Source organism: Methylobacterium sp. Gmos3, assembly GCF_056430985.1.
This window is the reverse complement of record NZ_JBWJYL010000012.1, coordinates 20,079-41,956: the sequence shown is the minus strand read 5'-3', so window position 1 is coordinate 41,956 and position 21,878 is coordinate 20,079. Positions and strand designations below refer to the sequence as shown.

Below are 21,878 nucleotides of genomic sequence, written 5' to 3'. Positions count from 1 at the left end.
GCGCGACCGGGAGTGGAGCGGCCCCGAGCGGGAAGTAACAATCTCTCGCGTTGAATATTTAGCGCGCCCGGTCCTCCGGTGCGGGCTTTTGCGTGGGCCTACTGAGTGCGTCCACCGTTGACGAGCCCAAGGGGACGAACTGATGCGGTGGAGAGCGGGGATAACGAGGATAGGCATTTCCAGCATAACACATGTGATTGGATGAGTGCGGATTACGCATGGGCCGAAAATGCCAATGCTTCATTCTCGCGTGATGCTTCTCATCGCACGAGCCTATAATGCACTTCACGATCCGCCCGTCCGGGCCTGCTTGGGAGTGGGTCCTCGTCTCGTCGGCTGGTGAACAAATCGCCGAATCGGGGCGGACCTATCCGATGGAGAGCCAAGCTTCAGCTGCGGCCTTTGCATGGTCGCAACTGGTCCATCGTGCCGGCCGTGCGATGACGCGATTCTGAGAGCCGTAGGTGTCTACAGTCGGTCGGTCTCTAGCTGGCGCCTAACATCGCCTCTTTCACGATCTCCAGTGCACGCAAGATCCCGAATGCTGTCGTCTCAGCGTCCGCCTCGCCTTCGGCGCTATCGGGAAAGATCGCAACCGACTCAGCGCTGTCGCCGCCCTCGCGCCCCACGATCACTTGCAGCGTCATGCCGACCTTCTCGTCCTCGGCGCGGATCAACGCCACAAAATGGCCGACGGCGACGCCGTAGACCTGTAGGGGGCTGAACGCCTCAACGGCTTCAGGAGTGGCTTCGGCCTCGGCACGGCGGAAGGTGGGGCGGATCACATTGGTCATAGCCGAGTTATCTCATAATTCGCCAAATACGCGACTGCCTTTATAAGTTGTCGTGGTACAACTAAGGGTTGAAGATAATCTGCTATTTCAGAAGAATTGAATTCTAAAATCGGCAAATAACGGGGACGTACACTTCGTGAGGGCCCTGATATGGCGACGACCGCAGAAAAGTTCGTCTCCTACCTGCGAGTATCTACGGATATGCAGGGTCGTTCGGGCCTCGGTTTGGAAGCCCAGCGCCATTCGGTCACCAGCTTTCTGAACAGTCGGCAGAGATCCGTTTTCGCGGAATTCGTCGAAATTGAAAGCGGCAGTCGCAATGACCGGCCGCAGTTGCAAAGGGCGCTGGCACTTTGCCGATTGCAAAATGCAACTTTGATCATCGCCAAGCTGGATCGCCTTTCACGCGATGCTCATTTCCTTATTGGCCTGCAAAAGGCCGGCGCTCGTTTTATTGCCGCCGACATGCCCGAGGCTAATGAGTTGGTTGTCGGTATTATGGCAGTGATTGCTCAGGCCGAGCGGGAGATGATTTCAAGACGCACGCGCGAAGCACTCGCTGCAAAACGGATCTTTTATGCCAATCTTTCTGATGCGCAGCGCGATACGTTGCGGGCGGCGGGGAAAGCTACACAGCTAGGAAATCCAAGCCATCTGAGCAGACACGACGTCGGGAGGTCGTTAGGGCGAGCGCGCCAACAACTGAATGCCAACAATCGCGCAGCCGATCTCGCCCCTATCATTTCCGATATTAGGTCTGCCGGGGCTAATTCTCTTCGGAAGATCGCGGCAGGGCTGAATGAGCGTGGCATCCCGGCGCCGCGGGGCGGCGTTTGGGGACCGTCGCACGTCAAGAAGGTCGTGGCGCGCATTGAACGTTGCGCGCTACTCGGCCCTTTCCCATCGAAGCCACATACTTGTAACTTCCGATAATCGTCATGAGCCGCATCGGCTACCCTCCCCCTAACAAGAGGCAATTCACGGGTTTCGTTGCTGTAAGGCTACCCATGTTCCCTACGGCACCATCGCCCCCTGCGTCTCGACATAGACCGAGTAGATCGAGGTGCTTGCAGCCATGAACAGCCGGTTCCGCTTGGGTCCGCCGAAGCAAAGGTTGGCGCAAGTCTCGGGCAAGTGGATCTTGCCGATTAGGTCGCCTGAGGGTGCGTAGCAGCGCACGCCATCCTCGCTCGGGTCGGCCCATCCCATCGAGCACCAGACATTGCCATCCACGTCGGTGCGGATTCCATCGGTGAAGCCCGGCGCGAAGCCTTCCGCGAAGACGCGGTCGCCGGTGAGCCGGTCGCCTTTGACCGTGAAGGCGCGGATGTTGGACCGGCCGCCATGGGTGATACCGGAGTCGACGACGTAGAGCGTCTTTTCGTCGGGCGAGAAAGCGAGGCCGTTCGGCCGGTCAATGTCCGCCGCCACGACCTTGGCCTGTCCCGTGGAGGGGTCGAAGCGGTAGACCCGAGCCGGCAACTCCGCCTTGGCCTTGTGACCCTCGTAGTTCCCGTCGATGCCATAGCCCGGATCGGTGAACCAGATCGTGTCGTCGGCGGCCACCACCACGTCGTTGGGGGCGTTGAGCGCCTTGCCGTCGAATGTGTCGATGAGAATGGTGATCTTGCCATCCGGCTCAGTGCGAGTCACCCAGCGGGTATCGTGCTCGCAGGTGATCAGCCGACCCTGTCGGTCGCGGGTATTGCCGTTTGAGTAATTCGAGGTCGCTCGATAGACGCTGACATGGCCGTTCTCGAGCCAACGCATGATCCGGTTGTTCGGGATGTCGCTCCATAGCAAATAGCCGCCGTCCCGGAAGTAGACTGGACCTTCTGCCCAGCGGAACCCTGTGGCGATGCGCTCGATAGCGGCGTTGCCGACCTTGTAGCGAAAACGCTTGTCCAACGCCTCGACCCGCGGATCGGGATAGCGGGTGCCTGGCAAGTTGCCGAGGGGCAACCGGTCGGCCTGTGCCGTGACCGTGGTCGCCATCAGGGCGACGGTATCCGCGAGGACATCACGTCGGTTCATCGTTCGTCTCTCCCTTGTCCGGTCTTCACGCCGGAAGGGTGGATTGTATGGAAGCTGGGTTCGGTGTCTCGAGTTTTTCGTTTTAACGAGGCGATGCGGCTAGGAGGCTGGCCTGGGACAGGGAAGCGCTGCGCTCGGGATAGAAACGTTTTTGACGGCGGCGAGACGTGCAGATTCTTTTACAGATTGGGTACCTCGAAAGGACGGCACTCTATCGTCACGATGTAGCCTTTGATTGCGCTCGTATGGATCACAAGCCGGAAGCCAGAGGAGCCAACCTCGCAGCGAAAAGATATAGACGGCTGGTTTGCCCGCTGAAATTCTTCCTACGGGCAAACCTTTGGGGCGACGCTTGGTCAGAACAGTTCGCCGTTCTTGTTGACCGGCTGAGGCACGGAGGCTGGTTCTGATGTGGTCCCCTCTCTGGGCCGCCCTCTTGCCATCACTATGTCCATCCCTCTCCCGAGCGCATGTCTGGCGTTCCGAGCAGATTCGAGTTCCTGCTCCGCCTTGCGAGCGTGTTCGGGGTTGTCAACGTCCTGTGACTCGGACGTCGTCGCGACCGTCTGTTTTGGCGGTGTCGGCTCGACAGTTCGCTCCTGCGGCGCCGACGTGGGACGCTGTGATCCAGCGGGGTCCGAGGGTTCGATGCTATGCGGCTTGGTCGCATACTGGCTTGCCATACTAGGACGATCTGATTGGGCCACAGACGCAGGTGATGGCGTAGCGATCGCGGGGGCGGGCTGTGGCCGCGCTGGCCTCGGTGGCAATGTCCCGGGGCTCGTCGGGATCGCGCTTGTTGTCCCTACGGAAGCTTGAACAGGGCTGTTCGCGATGAAGGCCGCCGTTTGGGATGGCGGTGTCGTCGGCGTTTGCCGCTGCTGCGGCTGAGACGATGCCGTGGGTGACGTCGTACCCTGGGTGGCGCTGCTCGACGCAGGCGGTGACGAGCTCGCTGAGGACGAAGTACCTCCGCTCGTATCCGTCTTTTTGACTCGGCCTTTTCGGGCAGAGCGTTTTTCACAGCGTGCGAGGTAGCGACGGAGTTGTATTCCGTCGAGTTGTTCGCCGCCGAACTTCAGTCGCGCAGCAATCGTCGCGAACGAATGTCCCGCCTTGAGGCAGGCGCGGATGTCGGGGGCGTAGGCCGCGATCTCGGTCGCCACGGTGACCTTGGTCGGCTGTGCCTCCGGTTCCTCGGCCTGCAACTCAGTGAGTGCGTTGCGGTTGTCGGCCGGCTCATTCGCCAACATGGGCTTCAGTCTGCGTTTGGGTTTGGCCATCGGTCTTTGCCTTGCGTGAGCCAAGCCTTTGGTCGAGCGGGATTGCTCAAGCTTAGCTCGCTTATGGTCACGCTTGTCGCCGAAAAGTGCAAATGCTGGCGATTCGCATGCAGTCTTAGGCCTGTAGATCGCCCGTAAACCCGGGGCCGTGAATCGCTATGCGAATCGTCAATATTTGACAGAGGCGCTTGGTCAAGCTTTACCATCAAGCTTGAGCTTATCGGCTGTCGATAGCTCGGTCGAGCCATCTCGGCTCATGAGGGTATGGCCGATGATCATCTACGTAGAACACGGAGCGTCTGTCGTTCCGTTCGGCTCATGGAAGAAACCACCGCCAGCCGACTTGGACCGCACTGTCGCACCAGTGAGCCAGACATCGGGCTTAGCGACACAGAAGGAAGTGTACTCCCGGAAGGACGGTCCCGAGGAGAACACAGCGGGCAGGATGCCCCTCGCTATCCGCGCCGCCGGCCAAGCCGGGCGCAGCTACCGAGGAGACGCAGCCGTTCGGCGCTGACGCTTCTCACACCCGCTCACCTGTCGGGGCGAGCCCCCGAACCCCCATCCCAGAACCTCCCCGAACACAGCCCGAAAAGGACCCCTACCGTGCCCGGCCAACGCGGAAGCGAGACGCGCATCCTGACGAAGCAGGTCAACATCCGGCTCACGCCCGAGGAGTACGAGCGCCTGCAGGCCGAAGCCGTGGCGGCGGGCATCACGCTCGCCGAGCTCACGCGACGACGGCTGCTCGGGCTTCACATCACCGCTCGCGTCGATGCCGAACTGATCCGCGAGTTGAGACGGCTGGGAGGGCTCGCCAAGATCGCCATCCGCACTCTGCACATGGCCGAGACCGGTCGCCTCGTGCTCCAGGATATCCGCTCTGCCATCGCGCATCTGGCCGCGCCGTCGTGATCGGCAAGCGCATGCCCCAGCGCCGCGACGGTGCCTCGGTCGCCCGGCAGATGACGGAGGCCACCGCCTACTTCGACCGTGGCGCCGACGAGGCGGAACGCGGCGACGTTCTGGCCCGAGGCCAGCTCCACCTCATCGCCGCGACCCGCACCGCGCAGGTGGCGGAGATGATCGCCACCGCGATGGGCGCCCCCACCGCCCGCAGCCCGATCGAGCACATCGTCCTGTCGTGGCGGGCGGGCGAGCAGCCGACGGTCCGACAGATCGAACGGGCGCTCGCGATCCTACTGGAGGAGACCGGCCTGCGCGGCCATCAGGTGCTCTGGACCCAGCATCTCGGCGCATCCGGCAACGCCCACGTCCACGCCCTGGTCTCCCGGGTCGCACCGGACGCGGAGACGCCGACGCGGGTCCCCTTCTTCCATCGAGCCATCGGGCGCGCCGTCGCCCGGATCGAGCACGCCCAGGGCTGGCAAAGAGAGCCCGGCGCGCATCACGAGGTCCTCTCGGACCGCAGCGTAGGAGAGCAGGATGTCAGCCGGTACGAGTGGGACGGAAGCACCCCCGATGCCTTGGGCGGAGCGGGCGGCGCGCGAAGCCGCCGGCGCGCACAACGAGGCGCGGGATGCGCGCCGGAACATGGACAAACTCCTGGCGATGGTGAGCGAGCGCTACGAGGAGGCGGACCCCCTCGGGGCGATCTCCGAAGGCCAACTGCTCACGATCGAGCGGCAAGGCCAGACCTTGGATCAGCTGCGGACGGTGCAGGAGACGATCGACGAGTTCCGGGGGAGCCACGAGGGCCAAGCGCTGGAGATTCAGGCACTGCGAACGGACCTGTCGGCGCTGCGCGAGGAGATGAGGACGCTGCGGGCACGGTGCGACGAAACCTACGCCTTGCTGGTAAGGGTGACCCAGCGGGCCGCGCCCTCCGCCGCCTCGCCGAAGCCGGCCTGAGACGTGGCGCGCGTGCCCGCACCGTCGCCATGCGGGACGCGTCCACCCCCGACCCGGACGAGGCCAGGGCCAAGCACATCGGCACGAGGCTGAGGGCGGTCGCTGCCCCGACACCGGAGGCTGCCGCCGCCCGCCTGATCGCCGAACTCGGCGCCCGCCAGGCGCATCGCGCGGCCGCGCCCCGGATCGCTCGCAGCGTCGCGCCAGGCGACGCCCTGCCGGCGGGGGCAGCACGTGCCGAGATCTACCGCGGCGAGGAGAGCGCTGCCCGACGGGTCATCGAGATCGGCGGTCCGATCGTGGCTCGTGCCGCGGCCTGGGACGATCTGCATGCGCGCCTCGCCGAGCACGACATCGCTTATGCGACCAAGGGCTCGGGCGCGGTGTTCCTCGTGGACGGCCTTATGCTCAAGGCCTCGACCTGCCGGGCCGCCAGCCGAGCCCGGCTCGAGGCGCGCCTCGGGCCGTTCCGACCCAGCGCGCGGCCCCCCGATCCCGCGATGGCCAAGCCATCGCCGCGCCCCGCCCCCGGCATCGATCAAGCCCTGTTCACTGCCGCCCGGAACGCCCGGATCGCGGCCGACGCCGCGCGCGTCGCGTACGACGCGGTCTACCCGGACCTGAACGGAGCGACGCTGCTCAAGACCGCCATGGTCGGTCCGGCCCCCCGTGCCGCCCCGAGTGCGCGTGCGCTCGCAAGACGGACCGACCGAGCGTTGCCGCGCCTCGCGCCGGTGCGTCGCCCGGGGCGGGGCGGGGCGGGACTGGCCGGGCTGCTCGAGCTCTACCACGCGGGGGTCGGTGCCGACCGCTACCGCGTCGTGGCCGAGCGCCGGTCCTCGCCGGATCCCGACCATCTGATCCAGCTGACACCGCGACCGATGACCGAGATCGCGCAGGGCTGGGCGGCGCTGGAGCGGGCGGCGGGACCGGAGAGTACCGTCTACCTCGCACCGGTCTCGGACGACCGGCATCACGTTGTGCTCTCGGGGCTGCGCGTGGAACAGGTCGCGCAGCTCAGGGCCGCCAAGTTCGAGCCGGCTCTGGTTCTGCGAACGCGTTCCGGACGCTACGGGGTCGTGCTCACCGCACCGAACGAGGGGAGGCCGTACGAGCGGGCGGCTCTCGCCCAGGCAAGCGAGCATCTCCGTCTGAGTCTCGGCCTCGCCCGGGGTCGTCTCGGCCTGCGCATCGACGATCCCGATCCCCCGGACACTAGCGGGTCCGGCGACGACGCTCGCCCCGCCAGAATCTACGCTCAGGTCGTGTTCGCGACCGGGGCGCAGTGCGCTCGGCTCGCGCGGCTTATCCGGCACCAGATCGACGTGTTCGCCAAGCGCTTCGGCCTCGGTCCGGGCTCACGCCTCGGCCGCGGCCTCGGGCTGGGCGGCATCGCGCCGCACGCGGACGCACCCCTGTACTGGGCGCACCGGGGGGACCTGCTGGCGCGCTGGCAGGGACGCTGGCCCGATCCCTCGCGGGTCGACTCGCTGATCGCCCGCCGCCTACGCGTGACCGGGCACGACGAGGACGCGGTCGCCGGCTTGATCACCGCCTGCGCACCGATGGTGCCGCGGATCGGCCGCCATGCCTGGGCCGGGTATGGCCGACGCGCCGCGGCCCACGCCTTCCGGTGCAATGCGGACGACAGTTGCTGGGCGTTCGATCGATGCTCTCCGGCGATGTGGCCGGAGCTGGAGCAGGCCGTGCGGGAACGCGAGCATGCAGCGAAGAAAGACCGTCAGCCCGCGCAGCCCATGCCGACGACTGTGCCGGATCTGCCGGAGGTCTCGTCCGCGATACCGGCGCCCCAAGAGACTCGGGTGGGTAGGACGGGGAAGGGCAAGCGGACCGGTCGACGCGACGACCACTGGTGGGATTAGCGCTCTCGGATCAGATCTCAGCCTTCAGTGGCTCGATCACGGCATCGATCCCGAGGACGAGTGCCTCGTAGCGCGCGCCGAACTGCGCTCGCAGGGCCATGTCGGACAGGGTGGTGAGGATGAGCTCGGTCAGCATGGGGACCAGTGTCGGTGACAGGTGCCCGTTGGCCGCTGCACGGGCCATCCTCGCATTGAGCGACCAAATTAGCGTCTCTGCACAGGCCGTTTAGCGGCGCCCGAACAGAAGTTAACGGGCGGCCAAATTCAATCCGAGAACAAGCTAACGCACACGATGCGGCAGAACAACGCATGCCCTTTTAAGCCGCCCCAGAGCGGTCTTCGGAGGGTTCGATCCTTACCGAATCGCTTTAATCAACCCAGAGGTTGATTAAAGCGATGTCCCTCGATCCAGTCCGACACCGGCTCCACTTGCTCGAATCGAGCACGCCTGCCTAAGCTTAGCCTTGAACATTTGGCGTTGCTTATCAGGCGGCCACCACCAATGCCCAATATCACCGACACGCACCCCTTCGTGCGCAAAGCGATCACGCGCCTATGCGGTACCGCAAACGATCTTGGCACTCTTCAGACTAAGCGCGGCCGCGAACTCGCACATCGGTTCCCCGACCGAGACACCGCTGCCGAGTGTGCCTGCCTGGGCCGTCAAGGGGGTGAAGGGGGCTGCGACGGGAAAAAGCGAAAGCGTCCGGCCGAGCCTCACGTCTTCGCGGACCGGGCGAGGCAGACGAAGTGGTCGCGAGATCGGAGAATGAGATGAAGAGATCGCATCACATCCTTGGCAGGCAGGAGCCGCGCTGCCGAACTTTCGCAGAAGTCGGAGATCGTCGAGCGAAGCATCGTAACGCCGTAGCGTCACGGCGTTCTGGCGCTGCGATGCCGAGGCGCTGGGGCGCTTCCGTGCCATGGCGTCGCGATGCCGTAAGGCCATGGCGCCGCGGCGCCGAAACGCCGTGGCGTCTTGATGCCATAGCCCCCTCTTGCGGAGGGCGACGCTGATGGACACGCTTGCCATTGCCGGACAGAAGGGTGGTACCGGCAAAACCACCACCGCAGTCAATCTGGCTGTCGCCGCTCATCAGGCCGGACGACGCGTTGCCGCCCTCGACCTCGACCCGCAGGGCTCGCTCGCCGCATGGGCCGCCCGACGTGAGGCCGACGATCCGGCCGTCGACCATCTCGGGCTCGAACGCGTCGAGCAGTTGCCGAAGATCCTCGGCGCGCTCGAACGGCGCGGTTTCGACCTCATCATCCTTGACACCGCGGGCTCCCTGAGCCCCGCGGCCAATCTCGCCCTGCGCTCCGCCGGCCTCGTTCTCGTCCCAGCGCGGCCGAGTCTACTCGACTTGATGGCGACCGAGCCCGCGCTTCGCGCGCTCGGTCAGATCGGCCTCGCCGAACGCGTGGCGCTCCTGCTCACGCAGTGCCCCACTCAAGGCCAAACGCGCACCGCCGCTTACGCCGAGCGCCTGCGCCGCTGGGGGCATCTCGCAGAGCCTCCGCTGACGCAGCGCGTGGACTGCCAGGACGCGCTGCTGGGCGGGCAGGGCGTCACCGAGTTCGCGTCGGCTGGCAAGGCCGCCGCCGAGATCCGCGCCCTCTGGGCCTGGATCGAGCGACGCTTGGAGGAGACCCATCGATGAGCAAGCCGACCCAACGCTCTTCAAAGCGCCTCTCCCTGCTCAGCGACTTGGACAACCCTGTCGGTGCATCGACCGGCATCGAAGCTGACTCGGAAGATCGGATGCTCACCGGGGGGCATCGTGGCGTCCCGTCCTCAGGCCGTGCTCCGGCACCTACGCGGCGCACGTCGGTCTACCTGCCGGCCGCAACGTTGCGGCGCCTGAAGGAGGTCGCCCTCGCACGCGATTGCAAGGTGAACGATCTCCTCGTCGAGGGCGCGGAGGCCGTGCTGCGCGAAAGTGGCCACCTCCCATCGCCGGCCTTTCGAGACACGAGCTGAGCGTGCTCGCCTCTCCAGCGAGAGCATCGTGATGCCACAGCGTCACGAGGCTCCGAGGCCATGACGCTGTAGCGTCGAAGCATCTCGGCATCACAGCGCACCAGGAGCGGAGCGTCGTGAGCCCTTCATCCTCCGAAGCCGGACGAGGACCGCCCAGTCCGCCATCCCCCCGCCGCCACGCCCCTCGGCTGGCAACCTCTCAGCATGACTATCGGGAACCGACGATCATGGACGACGCACGATACACCCTCCATCCCTCCTCCGATCGGGATCGTTGTCACGACCCAGCGGCCACCGCCACGCTCCTCGACCACATCCGCCACGACCTCGTCCGCCAGCGCTTCCGCCTGTCCCTGATGGGAGCGCAGGTCCCGGAGGTCGTCAGCGTGACGGCAGATCGGCCCGACGTCGCTGTCGCTGACGTCGACCGGTCGGCACGGCACCACATGACGCCCTCATTCTCGGACGAGGCGCGCCGTCTCGCAGTTCGAGAGCGTCTCAACGACCAAATGCGCCCCATCCTGCGCGCAGTCGCTCAGATTGCCGGCCTCGACTTGGCGATCTGGACGGCGCGGATCGAGGGTCCGATGCCGTTGACAGATCCCGAGCTCGTGCGAGCGCTGCCCGCAGTGTTCGCGTCCGATGCCTTCCGGGAAGCCCGCCGAGCATGCCGCGACCTTACCCTACTGCCAGCGGAGCTGACGGTTTTCGGCGAAAAGCCGTTCGACCTCGGCTTCCACGGACGGCCGCCCGCGAAAATTCTGGCCGAACACCCGTGCTGGGACCTCCCGTTCGTGCCTGGAGCCCAGACCCTCGATCGCTGGACCATACACGATGCCGCCGAATTCATGTCGATCTGGCCGCCCGATCCCGGCGACCTGAAGGAACCGATGGATGCCTGGGACGCGCCGACTGCCGATCTCTGGCTTCGCCGGCACGAGCTCTCCGACGGCCAAGAGGCGGACAAGAGAAATCCGGTCGTCGCTTACAGGGAGGGGCATACGAAGAAGGGCCCGCTCAAGGTTCTGGCCGGACTCGACGAGGACGCCCTGCTCGTCTTGACCGACGCGGTCCTGCGCGAGCGTTTGCGCCGCGATGTGATGGCCGTGCTGATGCAGGATCGTGCCGACCTGATCCACGCGGGCCTCGAGATGGTGGCGTGCGGCTACCTGTGTCTGGACGACGTGTGCGCGGCGCTCGCATTCCATGACGAGGCTCGGGAGGACGCCTTCGCCGAGGCTTTCGCCGAGAACGACGACTGGATGAGTGAATGGATCGTCGATTGGAGTGTTTGGCTGATCAGCGGCTATGATTGGCCGCTGGTCGCCGCCTCTCGTGCCTGAGGCTTAGATCGCGGGATATCGAAGACGGAACGCGAAGCCGGGCCAGGCTCCTGTTGATGCGAGCGCTTCGAAGACGAGGTGAGGAGCTGTCGGATCGTCCAGATCCGACAGCGAGGCCTGGGTACGACGCCGTCAGATAGTTTGGTTTCGAACATCGGCAGCAGTTCGAATAGGTGGGCTCAGCCGGCGCCTCTCCGCTCGAATCCAGGATCGAGGTGGTCGCCGTCACGCGGGATATCACCAAATTGGATAGACGTCGGTTATCACTCGCGAGCCTGCGTCGGTTATCACTTTGAGCCTGAAAGACGTTCACTGGCAGAGCGTTGCCGCCCGAAAGCCCGGGGCCGATCGTGCTGAGATCGATGAGACGAGAACCGCGGCGGGGTGAAGCGAAGACAGTCCGCGAACCCCTGGAGTAATGCGACGACGGAGGGCGGCGACGCATCTGCGCTCTCTTCCTCACGAACACCGAGAGATCACATCCTACGACATGCCCGCCGGCGAGACTCTGGGTGCGCGCTCGCGCCGATCATACGGACCCATATCGGGGCAGTTATCCCCTCGAGGTGCAGCCCTTTCATCCGAGCCAGGACGGAAAGCTGTCCGCCTGCATTTGCAAGCCCTTCGCGGATGCCTGGTGCGAGCCGCGGGGGTGCGGTTGCAACCGACGAGCTCACGCTGCTCCCGTTGCTGACGCTCGACCCCGTGCGGGGCTTGAGCGCCCGGATCGTCAGCGTCGCGGCCCGATCTAGGAGCCTGACGCAAGTCGAAACACAGCAAGCTTCGAACATCACAATCAGGAGGAAGACGACGCGCTCCCGAGCCTCTGCGGCTTCGGGAGCGGAGGGGAAAGCAGTCCAATCACAGCAGATCAGGCGAAGGCCCTTCGCCCTCAAACCCCAGGAAGAACGGGGTGAAACGCGGCGCTCGAACAGCGCCCGCGGGAAGAAGTCGGCGAGGTGCCTTCGCCCCTTCCCCTGACTATGGACACGACAAATGACAAATAACGACGCGCTCGCCGGCGCGAACGAGCCCGGCCGCCCCCGCGAGCCGAGCTTTTGGGTGCGCGCCAGGGTTGAGCGCCCTCGCAGGCACCAGGACGGCCTCCTCCTCGAACTCCGGGCCGTCGATCCAGGCCGCCCCGGCCGGCTCACGGCCTTCGTGACGGGTGACTTCATCCGAGAGGTTCAGCACGCGACGGGCATCTTTCTCGATCCGAGCAACTTCTTCGGCGAACACGAGCTGAAGCTCACCGTGACGGCCGAACCACGGGGTGACCTCTCGGCACAGGTCACCGGCTTCGTGCGAGACACCTTCCTGTCGGACTGGGCTGAGCAGGATGCAGCGATCCGGGATGGGCTGGAGGCCGATCGGATCTGGGACCGTCAGCACAACCTGCCGGCCCCACGGCGCCTCCGGCGTGTCTTTCTGATCGAGCCGGAAGACGCTGCACCCAGCGCACTCAGGGAAAACCTCGAGCGGTGGTGGGAGCTCGGAATCATCGAGCTGATCCGGCACCCCGTCGCCTTCGAGGAAGCCGGCTCGGTCGTCGCCCTCGAGGAGGCGATCGGCTGCGCCTACGATCAGTACGAGTGGGGCACGCTCGACCTCGTCATCGTCGCACCGGGCGCAGGGTTCGCGTTCCGCTCCCTGTCGGACGAGGGGCTGCTGCGCCGGATCGCCGTTCTTCCGGTCCCGGTCGTCATGCGCAAGGCGGGCGCTCCGACCCTGCTCGACACCATGGCCCATCGCTGTTTCGATGGCCCGGACGAGATCCTCGCCTTCCTGATCGGCATCCTGCGGGAAGAGGTGCGCTTGGCGAACACGCGGCGGCTCGCGGCGATCGCCGAGATGATCGAGCCAGTCCCCGCTCCACGGACCACGCCCGTCGTCCACGGGCCGCTGTTCGACTGACGCTACCGCCACGATCCGGCCGCCCGCATGAGGGCCGCCGGATCATCTCTGCTTCCCGAAACAAGAATGACAGATGAGACACCACCGCTTCTTCAATGCGTCCGGGCGGGCGCCCCTGCGGCGCCCGCTCTCGGGCGATGTGGGTCGCCTCCTCGGGCGAAAAAACGATGAGGATGAGCCCAAGCCCGCCGATGAGGTGCGCGACCTGCGGGACCTCATCGGTTGGCTGCGCCAGCGCCTGCGCGGCGAACACACGGTGCGGGCCTGTGTCCTCACCGTCGAACCCGTCGGACCCAGCGATTACCTGCTCTTGCTTGGAGCGGCCGACCCCAGCGGCAGTGCCTACCCGCCGCGGCTGAAGGTCCGGCTCGACGCGGCTGAACTCGAAGCTTATCGAAGCCCAACCGGTGAGAGCTTCGATCCAGCGACCCTGGTCAACAGAACGATCGAGCTGCGGCTGCAGACCGGCATGCGCCAGCGCTTCGGTTGCGGGGCCGGGGTGCAGGCCCGGGTCCTCGCCCTGCTCACGATCGGTGAGGTACCGATCGACGGCGAATTGGATCGGGAGCGAACGCTACAGCGTCTCCGGCTGGAAGGACGCCGATTCGGTTCTGAGACGTGGATCGAGCCGGAGGATCCCCACCACATCGCACTGATTGCAGCCGAGTGCGGCGATGCACGCCGTGACGTCGAGCACATCCTGCGTCCGCTCGAGGAGAGCGGTCTCATCCGCATCCACCGGATCTGGGCCAACTTCGAAGGACCCAGTGCGGAGCGGTCTTTGGCTGCCGCTTTCGAGCGTGTCAGCGGACTGCATTGCGATCACGGCCTGTCGGCCACTCTGGTCTGCAGGGGAGGGGGGCCGGTCGAGGGCTTCCGGGCCTTGAATGCTTTCGTGACCGCGAACGCTGCAGTGGCCGCCGCGGTTCCGAATCTCATCGCTGGGCTCGGCCATGCGGGTACGCCGCCCACCGCCCTCGATGCGATCGCGGCCCGCTCGGAGCCCACGCCGACCGCCGCCGCGATGCTGATACGCAGGCTTGTTGAGGGCACCGGCGCCCGTGCCGAATGTACGCTCGCTGCGTTCGATGCTGCGGTCGCAGACGACCTGGAAGCAGCCGCCCAGATCGCTCTGGCGCGAGCTACCCACGCCTTCGAGGCAGCCTTGCAGGATCTCGTCGATCGCGCTGACCGACACCTTCGGCAGCTGGACAGAGCCGTCGAGCAGAGCCTGCTGGGTCACCTTGCTGAGGCAACCACCATAGCAGTCGCACCCAGAGCGGCTCCCGATCCCGTTCAGCCCCCACAACTCGGCGAGGGTGATTGTGCGCCACCGCAGGAGCCGGGGCTGGCGCTGGTGACCGTCGCCGAGACCAACCGCGTCATCACGCAGTACGACCAGCTGAGATCGGACAGCAACTTGTTCCTTCATTTCCACGACGGAACGGTCTTCGTCCGGGTCGTACCGATCAGCGTCGCCTTCCACTGACACATCAACGAGGAAATACGAAATGACCGAGAGCCAAACGCCCGAGACGCCCAGCTTCCTGATGGCGGTCAAGCGCATCGAAGCGCTGACCCAAGAGATCCGGAAGGAGGGATTGGCGGCCTTCGAGCAGGCCGAAGCTGCTTACGTCGAGATTCAGGAGCTTCGCGGCATCCTGCAAGATCGTATCGCGAGCCTGCGCCGCCGAACTGCGTAACGAAGTTGTTGCCTCACCGCCGATGTCATCTCATCGGCGGTGATCCTCCCACTTCACGAGCATAGGGCACTGGCCAAGAGCAGTTGGGCCAGAGGTTTGGGTACGCGTACAAATCCCGAGGGGACCTTTGCCCCGAATAGCTAACGAATGACGCGCAAACAGGGGGCACCGGCTTGGTCCGCTATCACGGAGACGCTCTCGACCAAATGCCGGAAACTGGCCGTAAGCGGAACGGCCGCTTCCAGTGCGTCAGACCTTCAAGCAGACAGATAACTGCCTCAATCAACAGGGGCTGATATCCGTCCGATCGTCGTGATGTCGGACGCTTCCGAGCGCTGCTTGCTGGCTGACGCCGGAAGGAGCTTGCCGGGGTTCATCAGACCATCCGGGTCGAGGGCCCGGCGCAGGGCCCGCATCAGATCGAGCTCCACCGGATCTTTGAAGCGGGCCATCTCAAGAAGCTTGGCGGCGCCGATGCCGTGCTCGGCCGAGAACGTGCCGCCGCATGCTACTGCCAGGGCATCGACGCGGCCGGCGATCTCGTCCCGTAGGAGTGAAAATTCCCCCTCGTCCCAGTCCTCGGGCGCGTGAACGTTGCAATGAACGTTGCCGTCGCCGAGATGGCTGAGGAGCACCACCGCACAACCGGGGAAATCGCGGGCGCAGATGGGGCCGACCGTGTCGAGGAAGCGTGCCGCGGCCGAGACCGGCACGGCGATGTCGCATTTCACATGCGGGCCGTGGCGGATCTGCGCCTCGGCGAAGGATTCCCGCAGCCGCCAGAAGCCAAGTCTCGCCGACTCGCTGTCGGCGAGGGCGGCATCGGTCACGAGACCAGCCTCGTAGGCGGCGGCCAGGGCCTCTTCGAGGGCCACGCGCGCGCCGTTGAGGGTTGCGGCGGCAAATTCTACGAGGATGTGATGGTCGGCCGCCTCGACGGGCAGGCGCGTATCGGGGATGTGCCGCAGCACAAGGGCGAGGCCCCATCGGCTCATGTATTCGAACGTGTGGATTTCGCCCCCCGTCGCTGCCCGAAGGCTGGAGAGCAGGGCGACACCCGCCTCCGCTGAGGGCACGGAGCAGAAGGCCGTGGCGACGGAGCGAGGCGCGGGCATCAGCCGCAGCACGGCGGCGGTGATGATGCCGAGCGTTCCCTCGGCGCCCATCATCAGGTGGCGCAGGCAGTAGCCGGAATTGTCCTTGCGCAGCTTGCGCAGGCCGTTCCAGACGCGGCCGTCCGGCAGCACCACCTCCAGCCCCAGGGCGAGGTCGCGAGCATTGCCGTAGCGGGCCGTGCCGCTGCCGCCGGCATTGGAGGAGAGCACGCCACCGATCTGCGCGCTGCCCTCCGAGCCGATGGAGAGGGGGAACATCAGCCCGGCCTCCGAGGCCGCCGCCCGCACGGCGGCGAGGGTCGCTCCGGCGTCGACGGTGAGTGTGCCATCCGCCGCGTCGACCTCGCGGATGCGGTTCATCCGGCCGGTCAGGAGGATCAGCGCGTCGCCGGCCGGGGAGGGCGTCGCCCCGCCCACCAGCCCGGTATTGCCGCCTTGGGGCACGATCGGCACACCGTGTTCCCGGCAGAGGGCGACCACCCGCGCGACCTCCGCCGTGGAGCCGGGCCGCACGACAGCGCGGGCGCGGCCCCGGTAGAGTCCCCGCCAGTCGACGCAATGTGGCTCCGCGTCGGCGCCCCACAGGAGATTGCGAGGGCCGACGATCGCTTCGAGGGACGGCTCGAACGGATCCATGACGCTACCGGGCAGGACGCGAGGACTTGTACCGCAGCATCGTCCACGGATCGGGCATCGGGCCGACCGGCACCTCGATCACGCTCGGGCCATCCTCGCGGAAGGCACGGGAGAGGGCGGCCCGCAACTCGTCCGGCCCGTTGGCCCGGAGCGCGAGGGCACCGTAGCTGTCGGCGAGGCGCACGAAATCCGGGTTGCGCAGGTCGCTGGCGATCCGCCGCCCGGCATATTGGTCGTCCTGGATGCGGCGGACGTTGCCGAAGGCGTCGTCGTTGGCGAGCACAGTAACGAGGGGGATGCGGTGCTGCACGGCGGTGGCGAGTTCCTGGGCATTGAACAGGAAGCCGCCATCGCCGATCACCGAGACCACCTTCGTGCCGGGCTTGGCGACCTGGGCGCCCAAAGCCGCCGCCATGCCCCAGCCCAGCGTCCCCTGGTAGCCGGGGGAGAGGAAGGTGCGCGGGGCGTAGACCGGGAACAGGGCACGGCTCGCATAGCCGAGCTGGGTCAGCTCATCGACGAAGAGTCCGTCTTCCGGCAATTCGGCGCGGATCGCCTCGAGGAGCGCGATCTGCGGCTTGAGGGTCGAGAGCTTCTGCCACGCCCGCCCGCGCGCGTCGTCGATCTCCCCCATGCGCTCCCGGCGGGTGTTGTGGGCCGGCAGCTCGGCGAGCAGCGCCCGCAGGATCGGAGCTGCATCGCCGACGAGGCCGACCGCCGGAGCGGCGATCTTGTCGAGCGCATCCGGATCGGCCTCGATGCGCACGACCTTGAGGTCGGAATCCTGGCCCCATTGCATTAGCTGCATCTGAAGGCGGGTGCCGACGGCGAGCACCACGTCGGCGCTTCCCCAGAGGATGTGGCCGGTGACGGGATCAACGCAGAGGGGGTCCCGGCTCGACAGCACGCCCCTTCCCATCCGGTGGGCGGAGACCGGGGCCTGGAGCATCCGCGCGAGTTCGGTCACTTCCTCGGAAGCGTCCTGCGCTCCGGCGCCGACCACGATGATCGGCCGCTTGGCCTCGCCCAGCAGCTTGGCAGCCTTGCGCACCGCATCCGTGTCGATTGCCACCGGCTCGGGGCCGGGGGGCGCTTCGCGCAGCGCCACACCCCGGCGGCCCCAGACATCCATCGGACATTCGAGGCCGACCGGGCGGAACGGTGCCCGCGCTGCCTGGCGCAGGGCCTGCGCCGTGAGGGCGGCGGCCTCGGAGGGGCCACGGATGCGCCCGGCCCATTTGGTGAACTGGCGCATGATCCCGATCTGGTCCGGGATCTCGTGCAGCATGCCGACGCCCCGGCCGATCATCGCCTGCGGGATCTCCCCGGCCAGCGCCAGCACCGGGGCGCAGCAGCCATAGGCGGTGGAGAGCGCCGCCGTGGTGTTGAGGAAGCCCGGCCCCGGCACCACCGCGTAGACGCCGGGCCGGCCCGTCGCCATGCCGTAGCCGGCGGCCATGTAGGCGGCCCCCTGCTCATGGCGGGTATGGATGGTGCGCACGCCCTCCGCGCCGTGGAGGGCGTCGAACAGGTCGTCGTTCTGGATGCCCGGCAAGGCGAACATGTCCGTCACGCCGGCATCCCGCAGGGTCGAGAGCAGGATCTGCGCGGTAGTGCCCTGCACCGTTCCCGCCTCGGCGGCGGCATCCCGGGTCGGCTTCATGGGGTGATCCTCGGCTTGAAATGGAATCGCCCGCGGACGGATCCGCGGGCGGCTGGGTCGGGCGATGTCAGGCGCGGGCGGGGGAGGCGAGGCGCTGATGCGCCTCGGCGGTCTCGCCGGCTTGGAGGTACTTGCGGGCGAGCAGGGTGCCGATCACCCCGATGATCGCCGCGCCGGTGAGGGCGAAGCCGGGGATCGCCTTATCGCCCGTGACCTGGATGAGGTACGTGACCAGCGCCGGGGTGAAGCCGCCGAAGATCGCGTAGGTGAGGCTGTAGGCGAGGGACCAGCCGGAGGTCCGCACGCTCGCCGGCATCATGGTGACGAGGGCCCCCACCAGCACCCCTTGCCACATGCCGTAGAGGGAGCCGAGGAACAGCTCGACGAAGAGCAGCCGCCCGAAGGAGGGCGCGGCCACGAGCCACTGCATGCAGGGATAGGAGAACACCGCGATCCCCGTGGCCGCCGCCACCAGGATGCGCACCGCGCCCACCCGGTCCGCGAGGCTCGCCATGAGCGGCATCCACGCGAGGTTGGCGATGCCCAGCGCCACGGTGACGAGGAAGCCGTCCATGGGCGCGAGGTTCAGCACCTGCCTGCCATAGGTCGGCATGTAGGCGGTGATCAGATAGAACATCACGGCCGTCAGGGTGATCATCATCACCGCCGTGCCGACGATCCGCCAGTTCGCGGCAAGCGTGCTGTAGATCTGGCGCAGGCTCGGATGGCTCTTGCGGGCCTTGAACTCCTCGGTCTCCTGCAGCGAGCGGCGCAGGACGAGGATCAGCGGCACGAGGAGCGAGCCGATGATGAACGGCACGCGCCAGCCCCAGGCCTGCATCTGCTCGGCGGTGAGCACCATGCGCAGGCTGATGCCGATCACCGCCGCGAAGATGACGGCCACTTGCTGGCTGCAGGTCTGGAAGCTCACGTAGAACATCTTGCGGCCCGGAGGCGCGATCTCAGACAGATAGACCGAGACCGCCCCGCTCTCGGCGCCGGCTGAGAAGCCCTGGAGCAGGCGCCCGAGGATCACGACGATGGGCGCCGCGACGCCGATCGTGGCGTAGCTCGGCACGAAGGCGATCATCACCACGCCGGCGGCCATGATCGACAGGCTGAGGAGGAGGCCCGCCCGGCGGCCGCGCTTGTCGGCATAGGCGCCGAGCACGATCGCCCCGAGGGGGCGCATCAGGAAGCCGACGCCGAAGGTCGCCCAGGACATGATGAGGGCGAAGTTCTCGTCCCCCGGCGGAAACAGGGTCTGCGCGACGTAGTGCGCGTAGAACCCGTAGACCATGAAATCGAACATTTCGAGAAAGTTGCCGCCGACGACGCGCATCACCGCGCCGGTCTTCCCTTGTCGTTCCGCTGCTGCGCTCATGTCGTCCCTCCTCGCCATCCGCGGTGTTCGACCGCCCCACCTTCGGCCGCTCTTGTTCCGGCAGCTCTTCGATGTGTGTTCTAAATATTAGAACGATGTATCATGATTCACGACGGTAATGATCTATCTTGCAGCCTGTCAATGGCCGTCGGATCAACATTCCAATGTTTGTGAATTCGACATTGCGCCGCAAAACAGATCGCAGGCATGATTTTGCAAGTTGGCCTTGACCCGTCGATGTCGCCAGACTACACATTTCTCAGAACGGCGTTCTGACATTTGGAACAATGGACAGCACACTTCTCAAAGGGCTGACCGTGCTCGAGCACCTCGCTGCCAGCGACGAGCCGCGCGGCGTGAGCGAGATCGCCCGCACCCTCCAGCTGACGAAGAGCAACGCTCACCGCACGCTCCAGACCCTCACTGCGGCCGGCTATGTCCGGGCGCTTCCGGGCGGGGCCTACGAATGCACGCTGAAGCTGTTCGAGCTGGCGAGCGCGGTCCTGTCCCGGGTGGATGTGCGCCGGGTGGCCGAGCCGCACATGCGCGCGCTCGCCGACGCGACACAGGAGACGATCCACCTGTCGCTGCTCGACAGGGCGGAGGTGATCTACCTGCACAAGATCGAGAGCCCGCAGCCGGTGAGGGCCTATTCCTCCATCGGCGGACGGGCGCCGGCCTATTGCGTCGCCTCGGGCAAGGCGCTCCTGGCCTACCAGGAGGAGGCGTTGCGCTTCCTCTCCGATCCGCTCGAGGCCCATACCTCCCGCTCCATCACGAGCCTCGATGCCCTGCGCCGGGAGTTGGAGCAGGTCCGGGTCCAGGGCTTCGCGATCAATCGGGGCGAGTGGCGCGAAGGCGTCTGCGGCCTCGCGGCCATCGTTCACGACGCCCTGGGCAAGCCGGTGGCCGCTATCGGCATTTCCGGCCCCGCCGCCCGCCTCAACCCGGCGGCGCTCCGCGACTTCAGCGAGGGTGTCGTGGACACAGCGCGCACCCTGTCGCGGGCGCTCGGCTACAACCCCATCGCCATGTCCTCCCGCCGCGCGCCTTCGCGCGAATTCGCCTGAGACGGCGCGCCGTCCGCCATCCGAGGAGATCGCCCGTGCATCCGCTTTCCGGCATCCGCGTCATCGAATTCTGTAGCGTCGCGGCGGGGCCCTTCTGCGCCATGCTGCTCGCCGACATGGGCGCCGACGTCATCAAGGTCGAGAATCCCGGCGGGGGCGATTCCATGCGCGCCTGGCCGCCCGTCAACGAGGGGTTCAGCGAGAACTTCGCATCCCTTAACCGCAACAAGCGCTCCGTCACCCTCGACCTCAAGGCCCCCGCCGACAAGGCGAGGGCGCTGGACCTGATCCGCTCGGCCGACGTGGTGCTGGAGAACAACCGCCCGGGCGTGATGAAGCGCCTCGGCCTCGACTATGCGAGCCTCGCCCCGGCGCAGCCGGGCCTCGTCTATTGCTCCATCTCGGCCTTCGGACAGGAGGGGCCGCGCTCGAGCGAGGCCGGCTTCGACCTGACGCTTCAGGCGATGAGCGGCGTGATGAGCGTCACCGGCGAGCCCGGCGCGCCGCCGGTCAAGTGCGGGGTGCCGATCTCCGATTTCGGCACCGGCCTCTACGCCGCCTACGCCATCGCCGCCGCCCTGTTGCAGGTGCGCGCGGGCGGACAGGGCGTGCACGTCGATGCCTCGATGTTCGGCGCCTCCCTCGCGATGGCCGCGCTCCAGACCAGCGAATATTTCGGCAGCGGGAAGGATCCCCTGCGCCTCGGCTCGGCGCACCCGCGCAACGCCCCCTATCAGGCCTTCCGCGCCAAGGATGGTTACTTCGCCATGGCGGCGGGCAACGATGCCCTCTACCGCGCCGCCTGCGCGGCGATCGACCGGCCGGACCTCGCGCAGGACCCGCGCTTCGCCTCGACGGCGATGCGCGCTCAGAACCAGCACGCCCTGCTGGAGATCCTAGAGCGGGACTTCGCGGACGAGACCTGCGCCGACCTGCTCGCCTGCTTCCGGGCGGCGGGCGTGCCCTGCTCGCCGATCAACAGCTATTCCGACGCGCTGGCCGATCCGCAGGTCGCGCATATGGGCTGGGTGCAGCCCCTCACCCTGCCGGGCGGCAGCGAGACGCGCACCTTCGTGTCGCCCCTGAAATTCTCTGGGAAGGGGTTCCCGATCTATCGGGAGCCGCCGACGCTGGGCCAGCACAACGAGGAGCTGTTCGGCCCTCAGGAACAGCCGCTCAAGCTCGCTCGCTCGGCGTGAGGGC

Annotated in this window: 18 protein-coding genes and 1 pseudogene; 13 read left to right on the top strand and 6 right to left on the bottom strand. The window is 66.5% G+C overall.

All coding sequences use genetic code 11. From position 1 onward, the window contains the following. Positions 1–485: 485 nt before the first annotated feature. A complete protein-coding gene (locus tag ACS5Q7_RS22260; protein ID WP_478341451.1) occupies positions 486–794 on the bottom strand; it encodes a hypothetical protein in 309 nt (102 codons plus the stop codon). A gap of 150 nt (positions 795–944) precedes the next feature. Between ACS5Q7_RS22260 and ACS5Q7_RS22255 the strand changes: the two genes are divergently transcribed. Further along, entirely contained in the window at positions 945–1,727 is a 783-nt protein-coding gene (locus ACS5Q7_RS22255; protein WP_478341450.1) for a recombinase family protein, read from the top strand. 81 nt (positions 1,728–1,808) lie between these two features. Here ACS5Q7_RS22255 and ACS5Q7_RS22250 read toward each other — a convergent pair whose 3' ends face one another. Further along, on the bottom strand, positions 1,809–2,789 hold the full coding sequence (locus ACS5Q7_RS22250) for an SMP-30/gluconolactonase/LRE family protein (RefSeq protein ID WP_478341449.1): 981 nt from the start codon (positions 2,787–2,789) through the stop codon (positions 1,809–1,811). Positions 2,790–4,717: 1,928 nt separating this feature from the next. Here ACS5Q7_RS22250 and ACS5Q7_RS22245 point away from each other — a divergent pair. The 4 genes and pseudogenes from ACS5Q7_RS22245 to ACS5Q7_RS22230 all read left to right on the top strand — a co-directional run bounded on the left by ACS5Q7_RS22245 (position 4,718) and on the right by ACS5Q7_RS22230 (position 7,866). Then, the gene (locus ACS5Q7_RS22245; protein ID WP_478341448.1) at positions 4,718–5,026 is read left to right on the top strand and encodes a plasmid mobilization protein; all 309 of its coding nucleotides are present in this window, start codon (positions 4,718–4,720) and stop codon (positions 5,024–5,026) included. An 11-nt stretch (positions 5,027–5,037) separates the two neighbouring features. Beyond that, positions 5,038–5,487: pseudogene (locus tag ACS5Q7_RS22240) on the top strand (relaxase/mobilization nuclease domain-containing protein); the annotation flags it as partial. 106 nt (positions 5,488–5,593) lie between these two features. Beyond that, positions 5,594–5,983: a hypothetical protein gene (locus tag ACS5Q7_RS22235; RefSeq protein ID WP_478341490.1), complete on the top strand. Its 390-nt coding sequence runs from the start codon at positions 5,594–5,596 to the stop codon at positions 5,981–5,983. A gap of 29 nt (positions 5,984–6,012) precedes the next feature. After that, entirely contained in the window at positions 6,013–7,866 is a 1,854-nt protein-coding gene (locus tag ACS5Q7_RS22230; RefSeq protein ID WP_478341488.1) for a hypothetical protein, read from the top strand. A gap of 10 nt (positions 7,867–7,876) precedes the next feature. Here the strand turns inward: ACS5Q7_RS22230 and ACS5Q7_RS22225 are convergent, their stop codons facing one another. Then, entirely contained in the window at positions 7,877–8,002 is a 126-nt protein-coding gene (locus ACS5Q7_RS22225; RefSeq protein WP_478341447.1) for a hypothetical protein, read from the bottom strand. An 880-nt stretch (positions 8,003–8,882) separates the two neighbouring features. Here ACS5Q7_RS22225 and ACS5Q7_RS22220 point away from each other — a divergent pair. The 6 genes from ACS5Q7_RS22220 to ACS5Q7_RS22195 all read left to right on the top strand — a co-directional run bounded on the left by ACS5Q7_RS22220 (position 8,883) and on the right by ACS5Q7_RS22195 (position 14,807). Continuing rightward, on the top strand, positions 8,883–9,527 hold the full coding sequence (locus ACS5Q7_RS22220) for an AAA family ATPase (RefSeq protein ID WP_478341446.1): 645 nt from the start codon (positions 8,883–8,885) through the stop codon (positions 9,525–9,527). Beyond that, positions 9,524–9,847 carry a hypothetical protein gene (locus ACS5Q7_RS22215; protein WP_478341445.1) on the top strand — a complete coding sequence of 108 codons (324 nt, stop codon included), beginning with the start codon at positions 9,524–9,526 and terminating at the stop codon, positions 9,845–9,847. The genes ACS5Q7_RS22220 and ACS5Q7_RS22215 overlap by 4 nt, the downstream gene beginning before the upstream one ends. Positions 9,848–10,074: 227 nt before the next feature. Further along, entirely contained in the window at positions 10,075–11,190 is a 1,116-nt protein-coding gene (locus ACS5Q7_RS22210) for a hypothetical protein (protein WP_478341444.1), read from the top strand. A gap of 996 nt (positions 11,191–12,186) precedes the next feature. Beyond that, complete coding sequence (locus ACS5Q7_RS22205; protein ID WP_478341443.1) at positions 12,187–13,104, top strand: hypothetical protein; 918 nt, start codon at positions 12,187–12,189, stop codon at positions 13,102–13,104. 73 nt (positions 13,105–13,177) lie between these two features. Beyond that, on the top strand, positions 13,178–14,593 hold the full coding sequence (locus ACS5Q7_RS22200; protein WP_478341442.1) for an exodeoxyribonuclease VII large subunit: 1,416 nt from the start codon (positions 13,178–13,180) through the stop codon (positions 14,591–14,593). A gap of 22 nt (positions 14,594–14,615) precedes the next feature. Further along, positions 14,616–14,807: a hypothetical protein gene (locus ACS5Q7_RS22195; RefSeq protein WP_478341441.1), complete on the top strand. Its 192-nt coding sequence runs from the start codon at positions 14,616–14,618 to the stop codon at positions 14,805–14,807. A gap of 278 nt (positions 14,808–15,085) precedes the next feature. On the opposite strand, the gene ACS5Q7_RS22190 is transcribed toward ACS5Q7_RS22195, so the two are convergent. The 3 genes from ACS5Q7_RS22190 to tcuC form a co-directional block, all read right to left on the bottom strand. Further along, positions 15,086–16,558, bottom strand: coding sequence for an FAD-binding oxidoreductase (locus ACS5Q7_RS22190; RefSeq protein WP_478341440.1), 1,473 nt, complete (start codon positions 16,556–16,558; stop codon positions 15,086–15,088). Between the two features lie 4 nt (positions 16,559–16,562). Next, positions 16,563–18,221: a thiamine pyrophosphate-dependent enzyme gene (locus ACS5Q7_RS22185; protein WP_478341439.1), complete on the bottom strand. Its 1,659-nt coding sequence runs from the start codon at positions 18,219–18,221 to the stop codon at positions 16,563–16,565. Positions 18,222–18,288: 67 nt separating this feature from the next. Further along, a complete protein-coding gene (gene tcuC, locus ACS5Q7_RS22180; RefSeq protein WP_478341438.1) occupies positions 18,289–19,605 on the bottom strand; it encodes a tricarballylate/proton symporter TcuC in 1,317 nt (438 codons plus the stop codon). 287 nt (positions 19,606–19,892) lie between these two features. On the opposite strand from tcuC, the gene ACS5Q7_RS22175 reads away from it, so the two are divergent. After that, a complete protein-coding gene (locus ACS5Q7_RS22175; protein ID WP_478341437.1) occupies positions 19,893–20,675 on the top strand; it encodes an IclR family transcriptional regulator in 783 nt (260 codons plus the stop codon). 35 nt (positions 20,676–20,710) lie between these two features. Next, positions 20,711–21,874: a CaiB/BaiF CoA transferase family protein gene (locus ACS5Q7_RS22170; protein WP_478341436.1), complete on the top strand. Its 1,164-nt coding sequence runs from the start codon at positions 20,711–20,713 to the stop codon at positions 21,872–21,874. Positions 21,875–21,878 lie beyond the last annotated feature (4 nt).